Origin of the sequence: Pacificoceanicola algae (assembly GCF_049341065.1) — a bacterium.
Lineage (GTDB): Bacteria > Pseudomonadota > Alphaproteobacteria > Rhodobacterales > Rhodobacteraceae > Pacificoceanicola.
The window spans coordinates 411,418-427,520 of record NZ_JBMPIX010000001.1 but is presented as its reverse complement, the minus strand read 5'-3'; the positions used below and the strand labels follow the sequence as shown (position 1 = coordinate 427,520).

Annotated in this window: 18 protein-coding genes and 1 tRNA gene; 13 read left to right on the top strand and 6 right to left on the bottom strand. The window is 60.4% G+C overall.

The window, feature by feature from the left end; genetic code table 11:
- Positions 1 to 75 precede the first annotated feature (75 nt).
- Together ACOYQJ_RS02035 and ACOYQJ_RS02030 are read left to right on the top strand one after the other, a co-directional pair.
- Positions 76 to 2,118 (top strand): ASKHA domain-containing protein, encoded by a 2,043-nt coding sequence (locus tag ACOYQJ_RS02035; RefSeq protein WP_422904326.1) that lies wholly within the window; start codon positions 76 to 78, stop codon positions 2,116 to 2,118.
- A 98-nt stretch (positions 2,119 to 2,216) separates the two neighbouring features.
- Positions 2,217 to 2,290, top strand: a tRNA-Gly gene (locus ACOYQJ_RS02030).
- Between the two features lie 13 nt (positions 2,291 to 2,303).
- Here ACOYQJ_RS02030 and ACOYQJ_RS02025 read toward each other — a convergent pair.
- Both ACOYQJ_RS02025 and ACOYQJ_RS02020 read right to left on the bottom strand, forming a co-directional pair.
- Positions 2,304 to 3,407, bottom strand: a complete 1,104-nt coding sequence (locus ACOYQJ_RS02025; RefSeq protein WP_422904325.1) for an acetoin utilization protein AcuC — start codon at positions 3,405 to 3,407, stop codon at positions 2,304 to 2,306.
- Positions 3,408 to 3,416: 9 nt separating this feature from the next.
- Complete coding sequence (locus tag ACOYQJ_RS02020) at positions 3,417 to 3,845, bottom strand: Lrp/AsnC family transcriptional regulator (protein ID WP_422904441.1); 429 nt, start codon at positions 3,843 to 3,845, stop codon at positions 3,417 to 3,419.
- A 119-nt stretch (positions 3,846 to 3,964) separates the two neighbouring features.
- Here ACOYQJ_RS02020 and rocF point away from each other — a divergent pair, with 119 nt between their 5' ends.
- The 5 genes from rocF (at position 3,965) to gap (ending at position 7,947) form a co-directional block, all read left to right on the top strand.
- Positions 3,965 to 4,885, top strand: coding sequence for an arginase (rocF, locus tag ACOYQJ_RS02015; RefSeq protein ID WP_422904324.1), 921 nt, complete (start codon positions 3,965 to 3,967; stop codon positions 4,883 to 4,885).
- Between the two features lie 51 nt (positions 4,886 to 4,936).
- Positions 4,937 to 5,992 carry an ornithine cyclodeaminase gene (gene ocd / locus ACOYQJ_RS02010; RefSeq protein ID WP_422904323.1) on the top strand — a complete coding sequence of 352 codons (1,056 nt, stop codon included), beginning with the start codon at positions 4,937 to 4,939 and terminating at the stop codon, positions 5,990 to 5,992.
- Positions 5,993 to 6,087: 95 nt separating this feature from the next.
- A complete protein-coding gene (locus ACOYQJ_RS02005; protein WP_422904322.1) occupies positions 6,088 to 6,633 on the top strand; it encodes a helix-turn-helix transcriptional regulator in 546 nt (181 codons plus the stop codon).
- 48 nt (positions 6,634 to 6,681) lie between these two features.
- Positions 6,682 to 6,825 (top strand): hypothetical protein, encoded by a 144-nt coding sequence (locus ACOYQJ_RS02000; protein ID WP_422904321.1) that lies wholly within the window; start codon positions 6,682 to 6,684, stop codon positions 6,823 to 6,825.
- Positions 6,826 to 6,945: 120 nt separating this feature from the next.
- Positions 6,946 to 7,947 carry a type I glyceraldehyde-3-phosphate dehydrogenase gene (gene gap, locus ACOYQJ_RS01995; protein ID WP_422904320.1) on the top strand — a complete coding sequence of 334 codons (1,002 nt, stop codon included), beginning with the start codon at positions 6,946 to 6,948 and terminating at the stop codon, positions 7,945 to 7,947.
- A gap of 69 nt (positions 7,948 to 8,016) precedes the next feature.
- Here the strand turns inward: gap and ACOYQJ_RS01990 are convergent, their stop codons facing one another.
- On the bottom strand, positions 8,017 to 8,250 hold the full coding sequence (locus ACOYQJ_RS01990; RefSeq protein WP_422904319.1) for a hypothetical protein: 234 nt from the start codon (positions 8,248 to 8,250) through the stop codon (positions 8,017 to 8,019).
- Between the two features lie 271 nt (positions 8,251 to 8,521).
- On the opposite strand from ACOYQJ_RS01990, the gene ACOYQJ_RS01985 reads away from it, so the two are divergent.
- Positions 8,522 to 8,683 (top strand): hypothetical protein, encoded by a 162-nt coding sequence (locus ACOYQJ_RS01985; protein WP_422904318.1) that lies wholly within the window; start codon positions 8,522 to 8,524, stop codon positions 8,681 to 8,683.
- Between the two features lie 94 nt (positions 8,684 to 8,777).
- Here ACOYQJ_RS01985 and coaD read toward each other — a convergent pair whose 3' ends face one another.
- The 3 genes from coaD to ACOYQJ_RS01970 form a co-directional block, all read right to left on the bottom strand.
- Positions 8,778 to 9,281 (bottom strand): pantetheine-phosphate adenylyltransferase, encoded by a 504-nt coding sequence (gene coaD / locus ACOYQJ_RS01980; protein ID WP_422904317.1) that lies wholly within the window; start codon positions 9,279 to 9,281, stop codon positions 8,778 to 8,780.
- An 82-nt stretch (positions 9,282 to 9,363) separates the two neighbouring features.
- Positions 9,364 to 9,798, bottom strand: coding sequence for a CBS domain-containing protein (locus ACOYQJ_RS01975; protein WP_422904316.1), 435 nt, complete (start codon positions 9,796 to 9,798; stop codon positions 9,364 to 9,366).
- A gap of 64 nt (positions 9,799 to 9,862) precedes the next feature.
- Positions 9,863 to 10,768 carry a LysR family transcriptional regulator gene (locus ACOYQJ_RS01970; RefSeq protein WP_422904315.1) on the bottom strand — a complete coding sequence of 302 codons (906 nt, stop codon included), beginning with the start codon at positions 10,766 to 10,768 and terminating at the stop codon, positions 9,863 to 9,865.
- A 97-nt stretch (positions 10,769 to 10,865) separates the two neighbouring features.
- On the opposite strand from ACOYQJ_RS01970, the gene ACOYQJ_RS01965 reads away from it, so the two are divergent.
- The 5 genes from ACOYQJ_RS01965 (at position 10,866) to ACOYQJ_RS01945 (ending at position 15,946) form a co-directional block, all read left to right on the top strand.
- Positions 10,866 to 12,365, top strand: a complete 1,500-nt coding sequence (locus tag ACOYQJ_RS01965) for a CoA-acylating methylmalonate-semialdehyde dehydrogenase (RefSeq protein ID WP_422904314.1) — start codon at positions 10,866 to 10,868, stop codon at positions 12,363 to 12,365.
- 130 nt (positions 12,366 to 12,495) lie between these two features.
- Positions 12,496 to 12,927, top strand: a complete 432-nt coding sequence (locus ACOYQJ_RS01960; protein WP_422904313.1) for a hypothetical protein — start codon at positions 12,496 to 12,498, stop codon at positions 12,925 to 12,927.
- Positions 12,928 to 13,084: 157 nt separating this feature from the next.
- Positions 13,085 to 13,504: a hypothetical protein gene (locus tag ACOYQJ_RS01955; RefSeq protein WP_422904312.1), complete on the top strand. Its 420-nt coding sequence runs from the start codon at positions 13,085 to 13,087 to the stop codon at positions 13,502 to 13,504.
- An 88-nt stretch (positions 13,505 to 13,592) separates the two neighbouring features.
- Positions 13,593 to 14,720, top strand: a complete 1,128-nt coding sequence (locus ACOYQJ_RS01950; protein WP_422904311.1) for a carboxylate-amine ligase — start codon at positions 13,593 to 13,595, stop codon at positions 14,718 to 14,720.
- Between the two features lie 92 nt (positions 14,721 to 14,812).
- Entirely contained in the window at positions 14,813 to 15,946 is a 1,134-nt protein-coding gene (locus ACOYQJ_RS01945) for a glycosyltransferase (RefSeq protein ID WP_422904310.1), read from the top strand.
- Positions 15,947 to 16,103: the final 157 nt, after the last annotated feature.

Here is a 16,103-nt window from a genome sequence, read left to right as displayed (position 1 = left end):
AATGACGTCTGCCGCCTTTCCATTCCAGCGCGCGCGCGTATGTTCCCCACAAACGCGCGAAAGCAGGACAATGGCATGAGCACCGATCCCCTCGTCATCTTTACCCCATCCGGCAAACGCGGGCGCTTTGCAGTTGGCACACCGGTGCTGACCGCGGCGCGACAGCTTGGGGTCGATCTTGATTCTGTCTGCGGTGGCAGAGGCATCTGTTCCAAATGCCAGATCACACCGTCGTATGGCGATTTTCCCAAGCATGGTCTGCATGTGGCCGAGACTGCCTTGTCCGAATGGAACGCGGTCGAACAGCGCTATGACGACAAGCGCGGATTGAAACCGGGGCGACGTTTGGGCTGTCAGGCAACCGTTCAGGGCGATGTTGTGATTGATGTGCCACCTGAATCTCAGGTCCACCGCCAGGTCGTGCGCAAGGCCGCCAGCGCCCGGGTGATCGAAATGGACCCGGCCACGCGCCTTTACTACGTCGAGGTGCTCGAGCCGGACATGCACGAACCCACCGGCGATCTGGAACGCGTGGCCCGTGCGCTGAAAGAGCAATGGGGCATCGACGATGTCCAGGCCAGCTTTGCGGTGATCCCGGGGCTGCAAAAGGTGCTGCGCAAGGGCGATTGGAAGATCACCGTTGCCCTGCACACGGCAGATGGCGCCGCGCCGCGCATCACCGCCGTCTGGCCCGGCCTGCACGAAGCCGGCATTTTCGGGCTGGCGATTGACCTTGGATCAACCACCATCGCAGCGCATCTGACCAACCTTGAAACCGGCGAGGTCAAAGCATCGTCCGGGATCATGAACCCGCAGATCCGCTTTGGCGAAGACCTGATGAGCCGGGTGTCCTATGCCATGATGAACCCCGGCGGCGACGTGGAAATGACCCGCGCCGTGCGCGAAGCCCTTGACGCGCTGACGCGTGAAATCGCCGCCGAGGCGGGCATCGACACCGGGTTGATCCTTGAGACAGTCTTTGTCTGCAATCCGGTCATGCATCATCTGCTGCTTGGCATTGATCCAGTGGAACTGGGCCAGGCCCCCTTTGCGCTGGCGACATCGGACGCGTTGAACCTGACTGCGGTGGAACTTGGCCTTGCCGCCCTGCCCGCCAGCGCGCAAATCTATATCCTGCCCTGCATTGCTGGCCATGTCGGCGCCGACGCCGCCGCCGTGGCGCTGAGCGAAGAGCCGGGCAAGAGCGAAGATCTTGTGCTGGTCGTGGACGTCGGCACCAATGCCGAGATCCTGCTGGGTGACAAGACCCGTGTGCTGGCCTGTTCCTCGCCCACCGGCCCGGCCTTTGAAGGTGCGCAGATCAGTTCCGGCCAGCGCGCCGCCCCCGGCGCGATCGAGGCAATCCGCATCGACCCAATCACGAAAGACCCGCGTTTCAGGGTGATCGGCTGCGACAAGTGGTCGGACGAGGACGGCTTTTGGGAAGAAACCGCGCAGACCGGGATCACCGGCATCTGCGGCTCGGGCATCATCGAGGCGGTGGCCGAGATGCGTATCGCAGGACTTGTCGACCCCTCTGGCCTGATCGGCAGCGCCGCGCAAACCGGCACCGAGCGCTGCATCCCCGAGGGCCGCACCCACGCCTATCTGATTCACGACGCAAGCGCCGAAGGCGGCCCACGCATCACCGTGACACAAGGCGATATTCGCGCCATCCAATTGGCAAAATCCGCGCTCTACGCCGGCGCCCGCCTGCTGATGGACGAACGCAATGTCGACAAGGTCGACCGCGTGGTGCTGGCCGGAGCCTTCGGCGCCCATATCTCGCCGCTGCACGCCATGGTGCTGGGGATGATCCCCGACGTGCCTTTGGACAAGGTCACCAGCGCGGGCAACGCTGCGGGCACCGGCGCGCGCATCGCGCTGTGCAATGTCGCCGCACGCCGCGAGGTTGAACGCGTTGTGGGCGAGATCACCAAGGTAGAAACCGCCATCGAGCCGCGTTTTCAGGAACACTTTGTCAACGCCAACGCCATCCCCCATGCCACCGATCCTTTCCCGGAACTTGGCAAGATCACGCAGCTGCCGCATGTCAGCTTCAACACCGGTGGCGGCGATGGCGAAGGCGGCGGACGCAGACGCAGGCGGCGCGGTTAAAGGGCTGTGAAAGCGCCCCGCCGCATCGGATTTTCGCCAATGCGGCGCGGGCAGGCTCTTGCACTGGTCCCGCGCCCTCGCTAGATAAAGTCTCAGCGGCGGGTATGGTGAAAAGGTATCACGGCAGCTTCCCAAGCTTTAGTTACGGGTTCGATTCCCGTTACCCGCTCCAACCTTCGGAAAATTCAACCAAGCACCCGCGCGCGAAGCTGCGCGACCCGATCCCGAACCTCGTCCCGGATTGGCCCGCCGCGTGGCTTATCCTTGAGCGTTGTCAGCATGTCCGGGGCGGGCTGTCCCTTGCGATGCCAGTGCAACCCACGCAAGAGCGCGCCAGCTGCATCCGGCAGGTGGTCAGGGATGTCAAACCCGGCAATCTCGGCCCAGACCCCGCTCCAGCAGCGCCCGACGGACCAAGGGTTGTATCCCCCGCCGCCCGAGACAATCAGCCGGGGCGCCAAGTCGCGCAGCGCCCGGATGGCGGAGCGGTGCGCATTGTTCGACAGCGCCAGCCGGGACAAAGGGTCTTCGGCCAGCGCATCCGCCCCACATTGCAGGAAAATCGCGTCAGGGGCGAAATCCTGTACCGCAGGCAAGATCAACTCGTTCAGAACAAGGGCGAAGTCATCGTCGTGAAATCCGCGTGGCACAGGCAGGTTGACCGCGGCGCCACCGGCGTCCTCCTTCAGCGCGCCGGTAAAGGGCCAGCGCTGCTCCTCATGGACGGAAATCATCCGCACATTTTCAGACCCGGCAAATCCAGCCTCGACCCCGTCGCAGTGATGTGCGTCGATGTCGACATAAGCCACCCGCTCCAGACCCATCGCCAAAAGCCGCTGAATCGTCAGAACTGGTTCGTTCAGATAGCAGAATCCGGCCGCGCGATCCGCAAAGCCGTGATGCGTGCCGCCACCGGGATTGTAGACGACGCCCCCGCGCGCCACCAATTCGGCCGCCAGCAGCCCGCCACCAGCGGCGGTGGCCGGACGACGGAACATCTCGGGGAATACCGGGTTGGACAGCGTGCCCAGCCCGTGGCGCTGCGCCACCTGATCGCTTACCTCGCCCTGCGTTTCGGCCCTTACCAAAGCCGCCAGATACTCCTCGGTGTGAAAACTGCGCAACGCCGAAGGTTTGGCGCGCGGCGAGGTGCGATATTGCGCCTCGGGCAGCCAACCCATCGCCTTGCAAAGATCCATCACCGTCGGGACCCGCTCGATGGAAAGCGGATGCAGGCGCCCGTAGCTGGAGCCGCGATAGATCCTTGAACCGATGAAAATAGGCGTCATAAGCGGAACTTAGCGCCCTGGCTGCCGTGTCGACAGCAAAAGCGAGGTTTCTGAGGTCGCCACCCCTTCAAACCGCCTAATTCTGTCCAGAACCTGGTCAAGCGCCTCAAGACTGCTGGCGCCAAGCTCGACAATGACATCCCATCGTCCGTTGGTGGAATGCACCGCACGGACCTGCGGGAGCCCCATGATCTGCCGCTTGATCCGGTCGGCGCCGCGCCCTTCGATCCCGATCATCATCAAGGCGCGCACGGGATCGGCGGTCACGTCCTCCTTCAGCACCACCGAAAAGCCCAGTATGACCCCTGCCGCGCGCAGCCGTTCAATTCGAGCGCGCACCGTGGTACGCGAAAGCCCCAGTTGAACCGCCAGATCAGACAGCGCCGCCCGTGCGTCATGGCGCAGCGCAGCGATCAGCCGGTGATCCACATCATCCAATTCGGACATTTACCCCCTCCGTTTTGCACAACATATCCCCGTTTAGTGCAAATTGCACGCTTAACCCCTGCGCAAATCGGGAAGAGATTGCATCAACACTTGCGAACAGGACTTACGACATGAGCAAATCCATCCTTCTGGTCGGCGCGCCCGTCGACAGCGGCAAAACGCGCCAAGGCTGTCTTATGGGGCCGGATGCCTATCGCACCGCCCGGATCGAGGGCGCGCTGCGCGACCTTGGCCATTCGGTCAGGGATCTGGGCAATGTCACGCCAGCTGCCAGCACGACCCAGGATCAAGCGCATCTTTTTGCCCTGCCCCAAACCGTCGCCTGGACACAGGCGCTGAGTTCCGCTGCCCGTGCCGCCATGGACGACGGCCTGCCGATCTTTTTGGGAGGAGATCACGCGCTCAGCCTTGGCACGGTGCACGGGGTTGCCGCGCATGCCGCCGCACAGGGCCGTCCGCAGTTTGTCCTTTGGCTTGATGCGCATTCGGATTTCCATACGCCGACAACCACCCAGTCGGGAAATCTGCACGGCACGCCGCTGGCCTATGTCACGGGACAGCCGGGCTTTGACGCCTTCCCCGCCGTCCCGCATCCCGTACCGCAAGAGAACCTTTGTATCCTTGGCCTGCGCTCGGTCGATGATGCTGAACGCGCCGCGCTGGAGGCGACGGACATCCACCGCCACGACATGCGGGCCATCGACGAGCATGGCATCAAGGCCCTTCTGGCGCCTTTCCTGACCCTTGTCGCGCAGGCTGGCGGCGCCCTTCATGTCTCGCTCGACGTGGACTTTCTGGACCCGAGCATCGCCCCCGCCGTTGGCACCACCGTTCCCGGCGGCGCCACGGTGCGCGAGGCACATCTAGTCATGGAGATGATCCACGACAGCGGATTGATGACCTCGATGGATCTGGTTGAGCTCAACCCGATGCTGGATGAGCGCGGGCGCACGGCTCAGGTCATGGTCGATCTTTGCGCCTCGGCCCTTGGTCGTCGGGTCTTTGACCGTCCGACGCCGCGCCTTCTATGACCTGACCGGTTATCACCGAATTCAAACGCCGCTCATCCCAAGGAGCCCTCCATGACCCCCTCGCACAAAGCCCTCGTTCCGTTTGTCTCGGTCGATCACATGATGCAGTTGATCCACCGTATCGGCCTGCAAGAGATGATCACCGGCATCGCGGCCTGTATCGAAGAAGATTTCCGCCGTTGGGAATGTTTCGACAAGACGCCCCGCGTCGCCGCCCATTCCGAGGTTGGCGTGATCGAGCTCATGCCGACCGCCGATGAAACGCATTACGCGTTCAAATACGTCAACGGCCACCCCAAGAACACGCGCGACGGGCTTCAGACCGTGACGGCCTTTGGGCTTTTGGCGGACATGGACACGGGCTATCCGCTCCTGCTGTCGGAAATGACCTTGCTCACGGCGCTGCGCACAGCCGCCATGTCCGCCGTCGCGGCGAAATATCTTGCCCCCAAGGGCGCGCGGGTCATGGCGATGATCGGCAATGGCGCCCAGTCGGAATTCCAGTGCCTTGCGATGCAGGCGCTGGTCGGGATCGACACGGTGCGGCTTTACGACACCGACGCCGCCGCAACGGTCAAATGCGCCGCGAACCTGCGCGGAACGGGGTTGACCGTGATCCCCTGCGCCTCGGCCCAAGAGGCCATGGAAGGCGCGCAGATCGTCACCACCTGCACCGCAGACAAGAAGAACGCCACGATCCTGAGCGACAACATGGTTGGCCCCGGCGTGCATCTGAACGCCATCGGCGGCGATTGCCCCAGCAAGACCGAGCTGGCTTCGGGCATCCTGACCCGCGCCGATATTTTCGTTGAATACCCCGAGCAGACCCGCATCGAAGGCGAGATCCAGCAACTTGCCCCTGATCACCCGGTCACCGAACTTTGGCAGGTCATCTCCGGCGCCGCCAAAGGGCGCGAGACCAGCCAACAGATCACCCTGTTCGACAGCGTGGGCTTTGCCATCGAGGATTTCAGCGCCCTGCGGTATGTGCACACAAAGGCCCTGGAGACCGGGCTGAACCTGCCGCTTGACCTGCTGGCTGATCCTGACGACCCGCGCGACCTGTTTGGCATGCTGCACCGGGCGAAACCCGCCCAGGCCGCCTGATCCGGTGTCGGAATGGCGCCGGAAGTCGGCGTCAAACTGCCGCGCGCGAGTCTGAGCGCTGTCAAAAGATCGTCCGCCCCCCTATCAGGGGCCGCATGACACGCGATATCAAGAACGCTCCGTTGGCATTGATGATCCTGATCATTGGTCAAATCCTCTGCGCAGGGTTTTTCCTGTTTGACGTGGCCGAGGATGGGCTGGACCTTGCATGGCCTCCCTTTCACGACATTCACTTTGTCATCGAAACCTTTGCTGCCCTTGCCTTGATCGCCGCCGTTGGCGTCGAGGTTCGGTTCCTGCAGCAGTTACTGCGCCGCAAAGCCCATCTTGAATCGCAGGTCTCCATCGCCGCCGGCGCGTTCCAGGACATCATGGAAGAGCGGTTTCGCGACTGGGGACTGACCCCCTCCGAGGCCGACGTGGCCATGTTTTCATTGAAAGGCATGAACATCGCGGAAATCGCGGCGCTGCGGGGTACGGCTGAGGGCACCGTCAAAGCGCAGCTTGGCGCCATCTACCGCAAGGCCGGTGTCACCGGACGCGGCGCGCTGCTGGGACTTTTTGTCGAAGACCTGATGCAATCCGCAAAGCCTTTCGATCCGGCACCCTATACTGCCAAAAGCCATGCAACTTCGGGGTGACAGCGCCCGCCCGCTCTGGCATGACTTCGCAAAAGTACCGGAGCTGCCATGACCAACAAACTTGCCATCATTCTGGGGATCGTGATCGTCGCCGCCCTGATGGTGGACTATCTGGCATTTGGATCCGAACACTTTTTGTTTCTGGGTAAAAAGATGTTTGTCCTGATCGACTGGCTGGCCTTCTGGCGCTAAGCTCTGGTTTATTCGAAAAATTGGCGGCGCGGCGTCACCACGGCGTTGACATTTTGCCCCGCCTTTGGTTGTTAGCGTTAACACCCACACATTGGCCAATCGGCACGAAGGGAGAATTCCATGACAGTCAAGGTTGCAATCAACGGTTTTGGGCGTATCGGACGCAATGTGCTGCGCGCGATCATCGAATCCGGCCGCACCGATATCGAAGTGGTGGCGATCAACGATCTTGGGCCCGTTGAGACAAACGCGCACCTGCTGCAGTACGACAGCGTGCACGGACGTTTCCCGGTCGAGGTCAAGACCACGGATGACAGCATCGATGTAGGCCGTGGCCCGATCAAGGTGACCGCAATGCGCAACCCCGCCGATCTGCCCTGGTCGGATGTGGACGTGGTGATGGAATGCACCGGGATCTTCACCTCCAAGGACGCCTGCAAGGCGCACCTAGAAAACGGGTCAAGCCGCGTTCTGATCTCGGCCCCCGGCACCGATGCCGACAAGACCATCGTTTTCGGCGTGAACGACAATGTGCTGACCTCGGACGATATCGTGGTCTCGAACGCTTCGTGCACCACCAACTGCCTGTCGCCTGTTGCCAAGGTTCTGAACGACAGCGTTGGGATCGTGAAAGGCTTCATGACCACGATCCACAGCTACACCGGCGACCAGCCGACGCTGGACACCATGCACAAGGATCTGTATCGCGCCCGCGCCGCGGCGCTGTCGATGATCCCGACCTCGACCGGTGCGGCCAAGGCTGTGGGTCTGGTGCTGCCGGAACTGAACGGCAAGCTGGACGGCGTCGCAATCCGCGTGCCCACGCCCAACGTTTCGGTTGTGGACCTGACATTCGAGGCAGCCCGCGCCACCACGGTCGAAGAAATAAACGATGCCATCCGTGCGGCCGCCAATGGCCCATTGAAAGGCATTCTCGGCTATACCGACAAAAAGCTGGTCAGCTCGGACTTCAACCACGACCCGCATTCGTCGATCTTCCACACCGATCAGACCAAGGTCATGGACGGCACCATGGTCCGTATCCTGACCTGGTACGACAACGAATGGGGCTTTTCCAACCGGATGTCCGACACGGCTGTTGCCATGGGCAAGTTGATCTGAGGCGTCAGACTTTCCAAAAACCACAAAGGGCCGCAACACGCGGCCCTTTTTCGTTTGTGCGGCGTCCGCTCAATCGACCGAGACAGCCCCTTTTGCCGCCCGATAGGCCGACGCCGCCTGAGCGGTCGCTGCAGGCAGGCTTTTGCCCCCGAGCATTGGCAAACACTGCGTTGCGACTGGCACCGGCGGCTTGAGAACCGCCTCTGCGCGCCCGGTTTGAACCATGGCCACTTCCTGCACCGTCGCCGCCCCCCGGCCCGGCGTCCGTGTCAAGGGAAGGGCCGCAGCATATCCAATGTGCATGACACTCTCCATCCTTGCGAGGCTGCTGCCCCGGCCCGATGCCACGACTCATACGCCTCATGATTTTTTAAGGTTAACCGAAGGGTGGTAAATTTTTGATTAGCTCTCATACAGGGCTGATCCAAGGACCGATGAACGCTTAACCAAGCCAGTAGGTTCCATGCGTTTTCTGCAATGCGGCTTGACCAAAGCGGCAATTGTTCTGCACTGCAGCAATTCCTATGTTTGCGGTACCAGAAACGGAAACACCTAATGGAACAGGAGATTTTCCATGAACAACTTCTTCAACACTGTCCGCGTCCGGATGGAAAAGCGCGCGCAATACAACCGCACCGTCCATGAAATCCGCAACATGCCGCAGGATGTAGCCCAGGATCTGGGTATCTTTCCGGGTGACGCGCGCCGCATCGCTCACGAAGCTGTCTACGGCTAAGCGCCAGAAACGTGGAGGACGGACCTAAGGGCCAAAGGCCCGTGATATCAATAAATTAGAGCGTCGATCATGATCGAAGGATCATGGACGGCGCTCAACTTTTCGTTTTGCCCAGCTTTTCAAGCAAAGCCTCGCGCACCGGCGGAGTGACGAACTTGGCGACATCGCCATCCAGACGCGCAATTTCTTTCACCAGCTTTGACGCAATTGCCTGATGCCTGGCCTCGGCCATCAGAAAGACCGTCTCGACCGAGCTGTCCAGCGCCCTGTTCATCCCAACCATCTGATATTCATACTCGAAATCAGCGACGGCCCGCAGACCGCGGACAATGATCTGCGCCCCGACATCGCGCGCGCAATTGATCAGCAGGTTCTCGAAGGGATGAACGACGATCTCGGTGCCGGTGGCTTTCGACAGCGCTTCACATTCGGCTTCGATCATGGCGACGCGCTCTTCCAAACAAAAGAGCGGCCCCTTGTCGCGATTGATGGCCACGCCGATCACCAAACGATCGACCAAGGCGGTTGCCCGGCGAATAATGTCGATATGCCCAAGGGTTATGGGATCGAATGTCCCGGGATACAAACCAATACGCATGGGGGTCTCCCCTCTTCGCCACGTTGGGGCGCACGCAACAATATTGCGCAGCGGAATGCAACCCAGAAAGTTGGCAAAAGCCTCAGTGGCCCATGATCATGCCTTCAAGGGCACTCTTCTCCATCGCAAGTTCGGACAGGCGCGCCTTGACGACGTCACCGATGGTGATCAGCCCGATCATTTCGCCGTTTTCGACAACCGGCATATGGCGGAAACGTCCTTCGGTCATCTTGCTCAGCACATCATCGGCCTTGTCCGACCGCGTGCAGGTGACCAGTTTCTTCGTCATGTAGTTGTCGACGGTTTCCGACATGCAGGCCGCGCCGTGGGCTGCGAGTTCCCGCACGATGTCACGTTCGGACAGGATGCCCTTTGCATCTTTCCCGGTTTCAGAGATCACCACGGTGCCGATCCGTTTTTCGGCAAGGATCTTGGCGGCGTCGGAAATCAAAGTCCCGGGTTTCACCGTGACCACACCGTCGGATCCCTTACTCTTCAGGATGTTCTGCACTTGCATGTCGGTCCTCCTTAAATGCGCTGCCCCTCGGTACAGCGTCCTCCGGGTGCGTCACTCTGTCAAGTCAGACATTCAGGCAAAGGGCCTCAAGACGCGCAAGTTCGGCCCGCATGCCGTCCACAAGGGCCATTGCAAAACGATTCATCCGTTCAAGGCGGCGATCATCGACATGGCGCACAAGATAGAAACTTCGGATCAGGCTGACCTCATCGGTCAGAATGCGGCGCAGATCGGGGGCGCTTGGCAGAGCAAAGTCATGCACGATACCCACCCCTGCGCCCTGCCGGATCCAGTTGAACTGCACCGAAACGGAATTGGAGGTCAGTGGCACCTGGGTCAGGCCAAGTTCGCCCAGATAATCCAACTCCTTGTCAAAGATCATGTCGGGAATATAGCCGGTGATGCGGTGATCATGCAGGTCACTGACCGCACGAATGGGGGTGTTTTGCGCAAGATACTGCTTGGATGCAGCCAGATGCAGGCGGTAATCGGTGATCTTTTGAACCGCCAGACGCCCGGCTGTCGGGGCGCTGACGGCGATGGCCATATCGGCCTCGCGCCGGGACAGATTGACCACACGCGGCAGCGCGACGATCTGCACTTCAAGGTCTGGGTTCTCGGCGGAAATCGCGGCGCAGACCTGTGGCAAAAGGAAATTGGCGCAGCCATCCGGCGCGCCGATCCTGATTTGGCCAGACAGCCCCTCGGCGCCGCCGCGCACCGCCTCTGACGCAAGGCTGAGCGCCTGCTCGGCCTCTTCGGCATGGCGCAACATGCGCGCGCCCGCCTCGCTCAGCGCATAGCCCTGCGGACTTTTGACAAACAGCGCCGCACCCATGCTCTGTTCCAGTCGGGCGACACGCCGGCCAACGGTCGCCGGGTCCATTCGCAGCAACCGCCCGGCCGCCGACAGGCTTTCGCCGCGCGCGACCGCAAGGAAAATGCGCAGGTCATCCCAGCTATCCGACATCACGCCCCTGCATTTTTGCAAAACCCTTTTGCCACATTGCCCCTTTATTGCGCATTTTTGCAAGAGTATGGTCACGCCAAATCTTGGAGGATCTGCAATGCAAGAACTGTCTCACTATATCAACGGCGCACACGTCAAAGGCACCTCGGGTCGCTTTTCCGATGTCATGAACCCCGCAACCGGTGAAGTTCAGGCGCAGGTGCCGCTGGCCACCGTGGACGAGCTGAACGCCGCCGTTGCCGCCGCCGCCGAGGCGCAAAAGGTATGGGGCGCCACCAACCCGCAGCGCCGCGCCCGCGTGATGATGAAGTTCGGTGCCCTGATCAACGAACATATGGACGAACTGGCCGAGCTGGTTTCCCGCGAGCACGGCAAGACCTTGCCCGACGGGCGCGGCGACGTTCAGCGCGGTCTTGAGGTGGTCGAAGTTTGCATGGGCGGGCCGTCGCTGCTCAAGGGCGAGTTCACCGACGATGGCGGCCCCGGCATCGACCTTTACTCCATGCGCCAACCGCTGGGTGTGGTTGCGGGCATCACGCCCTTCAACTTCCCTGCGATGATCCCGCTTTGGAAGATGGCCCCTGCCCTGACCTGCGGCAACGCCATGATCCTCAAACCCTCCGAGCGTTGCCCCTCGACCGCGCTGCGTCTGGCCGAACTGCTGACCGAAGCGGGCCTGCCCGACGGCGTGCTTCAGGTGGTCAACGGCGACAAGGAAGTGGTCGACGCGATCCTCGACAACGACACCGTGCAGGCCGTGGGCTTTGTCGGCTCGACCCCGATTGCGCAGTACATCTATGGCCGCGCGGCCAATAACGGCAAACGCGCCCAGTGCTTTGGCGGTGCCAAGAACCACATGATCATCATGCCCGACGCCGACATGGACATGGCCGCGGACGCGCTGGTCGGTGCCGGTTACGGTGCGGCGGGTGAACGCTGCATGGCGATCTCGGTCGCGGTCCCGGTGGGTAAGGAAACCGCCGATACGCTGATCGAAAAGCTGATCCCGCGCATCGAAAAGCTGAAGGTCGGCCCTTACACCGCAGGCACTGACGTAGATTACGGCCCGGTCATCACCGCCGCCTCCAAGGCGCGGATCGAAGGGCTGATCAACTCGGGTGTCGAACAGGGCGCAAATCTGGTGATCGACGGACGCGGGTTTGAACTGCAAGGCTATGAGAACGGCTATTTCGTCGGCCCGTCGCTGTTCGACAACGTGACCCCGGACATGGACATCTACAAAGAGGAAATCTTTGGCCCGGTTCTGTCCCAGGTGCGCGCTGACAGCTATGAAGAGGCGCTGAAGCTGACCATGGACAACCCCTATGGCAACGGCACCGCGATCTACACCGCCGATGGCGACACCGCGCGCGACTTTGCCCACCGGGTCAATGTCGGCATGGTCGGCATCAATTTCCCGATCCCGGTTCCGCTGAGCTATCACACCTTCGGCGGCTGGAAGAAGTCGGCCTTTGGGGATCTGAACCAATACGGTCCCGACGCCTTCCGCTTTTACACCAAGACCAAAACCGTCACGGCGCGCTGGTTTTCGGGGATCAAGGAAGGTGGCGAATTCAACTTCAAAGCCATGGACTGATTGGCCAGACAAAGACAATTCGCTTAAATTGGGGGCGCCGATTGCGGTGCCCTCATTTTTTTGATGAAATACATTGCCCTTACGTCAGTTTCGAATAACTAACTAATTCAAACCAGACAACGGAGCCCCCATGCCGATCCGCTTCTCGATACATCCGGACAGGCGGCTTGCGTTTTTCAGGTTTGAAGGAGAAGTGGACACGTCAGACTGTGCGAACGTTTTCGAGGACTATATCTCGGCCAAGGGGTTTTCACCTGATCTGGTGATGCTGAGTGACACAAGTTCACTTGTCTCGATCAATTCGGATTACAGCAGTATTCTGTCCCGGCTCTTGGAGTTACGAAAATCCCTGAAGGTTTTTCAGCGCCCAATTCTGAGCGTCATCTATGCACGAAGTGACGCGATCTATGGCATGGCGCGTTTGCTGGAGCAGGTTCAAAACCCGATTTCAAACATCAAGATTATCGTCTGCAGGGATCAATCAGAGGCTCTGCGACTGGCCGGACAGCCTTACACAAGCATGCAAGCCCTGAACGATGCCATTGAAAGCGGAACGAACTGACAAAGAACCCACAGCTTTCCGGCTTGAACGGCAGGGCTTATGCTCATTTAAGGATATACTATCGCTATAGTTTTACTATCGCTATAGTTGTGCTATAGAGATCCATGCCTGTGACACAGCGGGCATGTGTTTTGATTTCACAAATTAGGTTTCTGTTATGCCGGTCTGTTACCAGATTTACTCCGCCCAACAATGTATCGTGTTCCGAAAATACGGCACGTATACAACTCAGGATTGTCGAACATCGACCAAAAGCGCATTGGCGGAACCCAACTATTTGCCGCAAATGGCGCAGATCTACGATCTGAGCGATGTCACGGATTTCGATGCGAACTTCGCCCAGATCTCCAGTTTGGTTACTTTCCTGGGAGAGATCTCATCGCAGGTGGATCAAAATACACCACTCGTCATCATCGCGCCAAAGGACATTCAATTTGGTATGGCGCGCATGTTCCAGCAGTTGATGGACGGCCGGACGCCCTTCGACGTCCATCTTGTGCGCAACTGGGCAGAGGCGGCGAAAATCGTGGATCTGCCCCCCGAAAGATTTCAGGAAATGCTGAAAATCTCCGCCTGATCACCACGGCTTGCCCCTGCCGAAATTCCCATTGCTCTCACGCCCGGTTTTGCGCTCAACTGAACCGACCAGAAGGGGAGTGAGTACAATGCAGGAACCAGAGTTCACGCTCGGTATCGAGGAAGAGTACCTTCTGGTCGATCTGGACAGCTTTGCGCTGATCGAGGCGCCAAAAGGGCTGATGGAAGATTGCGCCGCCGAACTTGAAGGGCAGGTCAGCCCCGAGTTTCTGCAATGCCAGATCGAGATTGGCACAAAACCCTGCGCCGATATCGCCACGGCACGCGAAGATTTGAAACGCCTGCGCAGCACGGTGGCCAAGCACGCCCGCGCACGCGGAATGGCGCCGATCGCGGCCTCTTGCCATCCGCTGGCCGATTGGAAGAACCAGCACCACACGGACAAGCAGCGCTACAATGAACTCAGCCGGGATCTGGGCGGCGTTGTTCGACGTATGTTGATCTGCGGCATGCACGTGCATGTCGGGATTGGCAGCGATCAGATCCGGGCGGACCTGATGCGCCAGATGAGCTATTTCCTGCCGCATCTGTTGGCGCTGTCCACATCCTCACCGTTCTGGCAAGGACAGGACACCGGCCTTGCCTCGTACCGGATTTCCGTCTTTGACAACCTGCCCCGGACCGGCCTGCCGCCGCAGTTCGAAAGCTGGTCGGATTACCAGCGCTCGGTCCAGATGCTGGTGGATCTGGGGGTGATCGAGGATAGCAGCCGGATCTGGTGGGATCTGCGCCCCTCGTCCCGGTTCCCGACTCTGGAAAGCCGGATCATGGATGTGCAGCCGCGCATGGAACACGCCCTGACGCTGGCCGCGCTGAACCAGTGCCTGCTGCGGATGCTCTGGCGGCTGAGGATCAAGAACCAGCGTTGGCGCATCTATGACCGTTTTTTGATTGGCGAAAACCGCTGGCGGGCGCAGCGCTATGGCGTCGACGAAGGGCTGATCGATTTTGGTGCCGCCGAGATCGTCGACTTTCCGGCGCTGGTCGATGAGATGATCGAATTGATCGAACAGGACGCGGGCATTCTGCGCTGCCTGCGCGAAGTGGAACGCGCCCGTGAGATTGCCTTGGAAGGCAACAGCTCGACCCGCCAGCGCGCCGTACTGGCCAAGGCCAAGTCGGAGGGGCTGGATCACGAAGGCCAGATGCGTGCTGTCGTTCAACATCTGGTCGAAGAATTTCACGCGGACCTTTAAGACCTTTGACCGACACCACAGCCAGCCAGACCTGCGCCCTTGGCAGTCCGGCTCCCAAACGGTAAGTGCGGCGTACAAAGCATGAGGGCTTTATGAAAATCGCCATCGCCACATCAGATTATTTCTTGATGGGGGAAACCTTTATCAACCGCCATATCGAGCACATGTTCGGGGGCGACACGGTGGTGATATGCGGGCGCAAGAACGGTCAGGACCCTCTGGGAAAACCGCTGTTTGAACGCCGTGCACCGTTGACGTTGCGCGACAAGTTGGCAGCCCCCTTCGCGGCGCTTTCGGGTGCGCTCCTGCACGGCACGTCGCGGCTGCCCTTCGGCGACAATCGCGCACGGCTGATCGCCTTCCTGAAAGAACATCAGGTCGAGGTAATCCTTGCCGAGTTCGGAACGCAGGCCCTGGTGGTGGCGAAACTGGGCAACGATCTGGGTATCCCGGTCTTTACCTACTGGCGCGGCACCGACGCCTCGGCGGCGCTACAATCCAGCCAAAGAGTGCGGTCCTACCGGCTGATGATGCCGCGGCTGGCAGGTATGTTCTCGGTCAGTCAGTTCCTGCTCGACAATCTCGCCGCGCATGGCGTGCGCCATGACAACGCTCATGTAGTGCCCTCTGGTGTGGACATTCGCAGGTTCACACCCGGCAAAAAGCGCCCCGGCAGTTTTCTGGCCGTCGGGCGCATGGTGGAAAAGAAGGCACCCCAGATCACCCTGCGCGCCTTTGCCCAAGCTGCACAGGGGCGCGATGCCCATCTGACATTCATTGGTGACGGCCCCCTGCTGGAGCCTTCCAAAGCCCTCGCAGCGGAACTTGGCGTTGCTGCGCAGATCAGTTTTACCGGCGCCCTGCCCCATGATCAGGTGCGCCAGCATCTGCAGGACACCGAGGTTTTCCTTCAACACTCGATCACCGCCAAGAACGGCAATACCGAGGGCCTGCCTACCGCTATCCAGGAGGCGCTGGCCTGCGGTTGCATCACGCTCTCCACCCGCCACGCCGGCATCCCCGAGGCGGTCGAAGATGGCGTCAACGGATTGTTGGTGGACGAATGGGACGAGGCGGCTTTTGCGGACCGCATAACGCAGATCCTCGACATGCCCGATCGCAGCACCATGAGCGCGGCGGCCCGCGCCACGGCTGAAACAAAATTCGACAATACCGTGGGTCTGCACAGGGTCGAAACCGTGATCCGCACCACCGTGTCGGCGTAACGCACGGGCATTCCGAACCCGGCTTCCCGGAATTCCTCCCAAACCCCAAGTCGGGCTGTCATTTTAGCGCAAACACGATGGCCGCCCGCCTTGCATCCGCACGCCACTTCCTGCACAATCTGAACAAGCGTTCAATTCAAAGGCAGGGAGGGCCAGA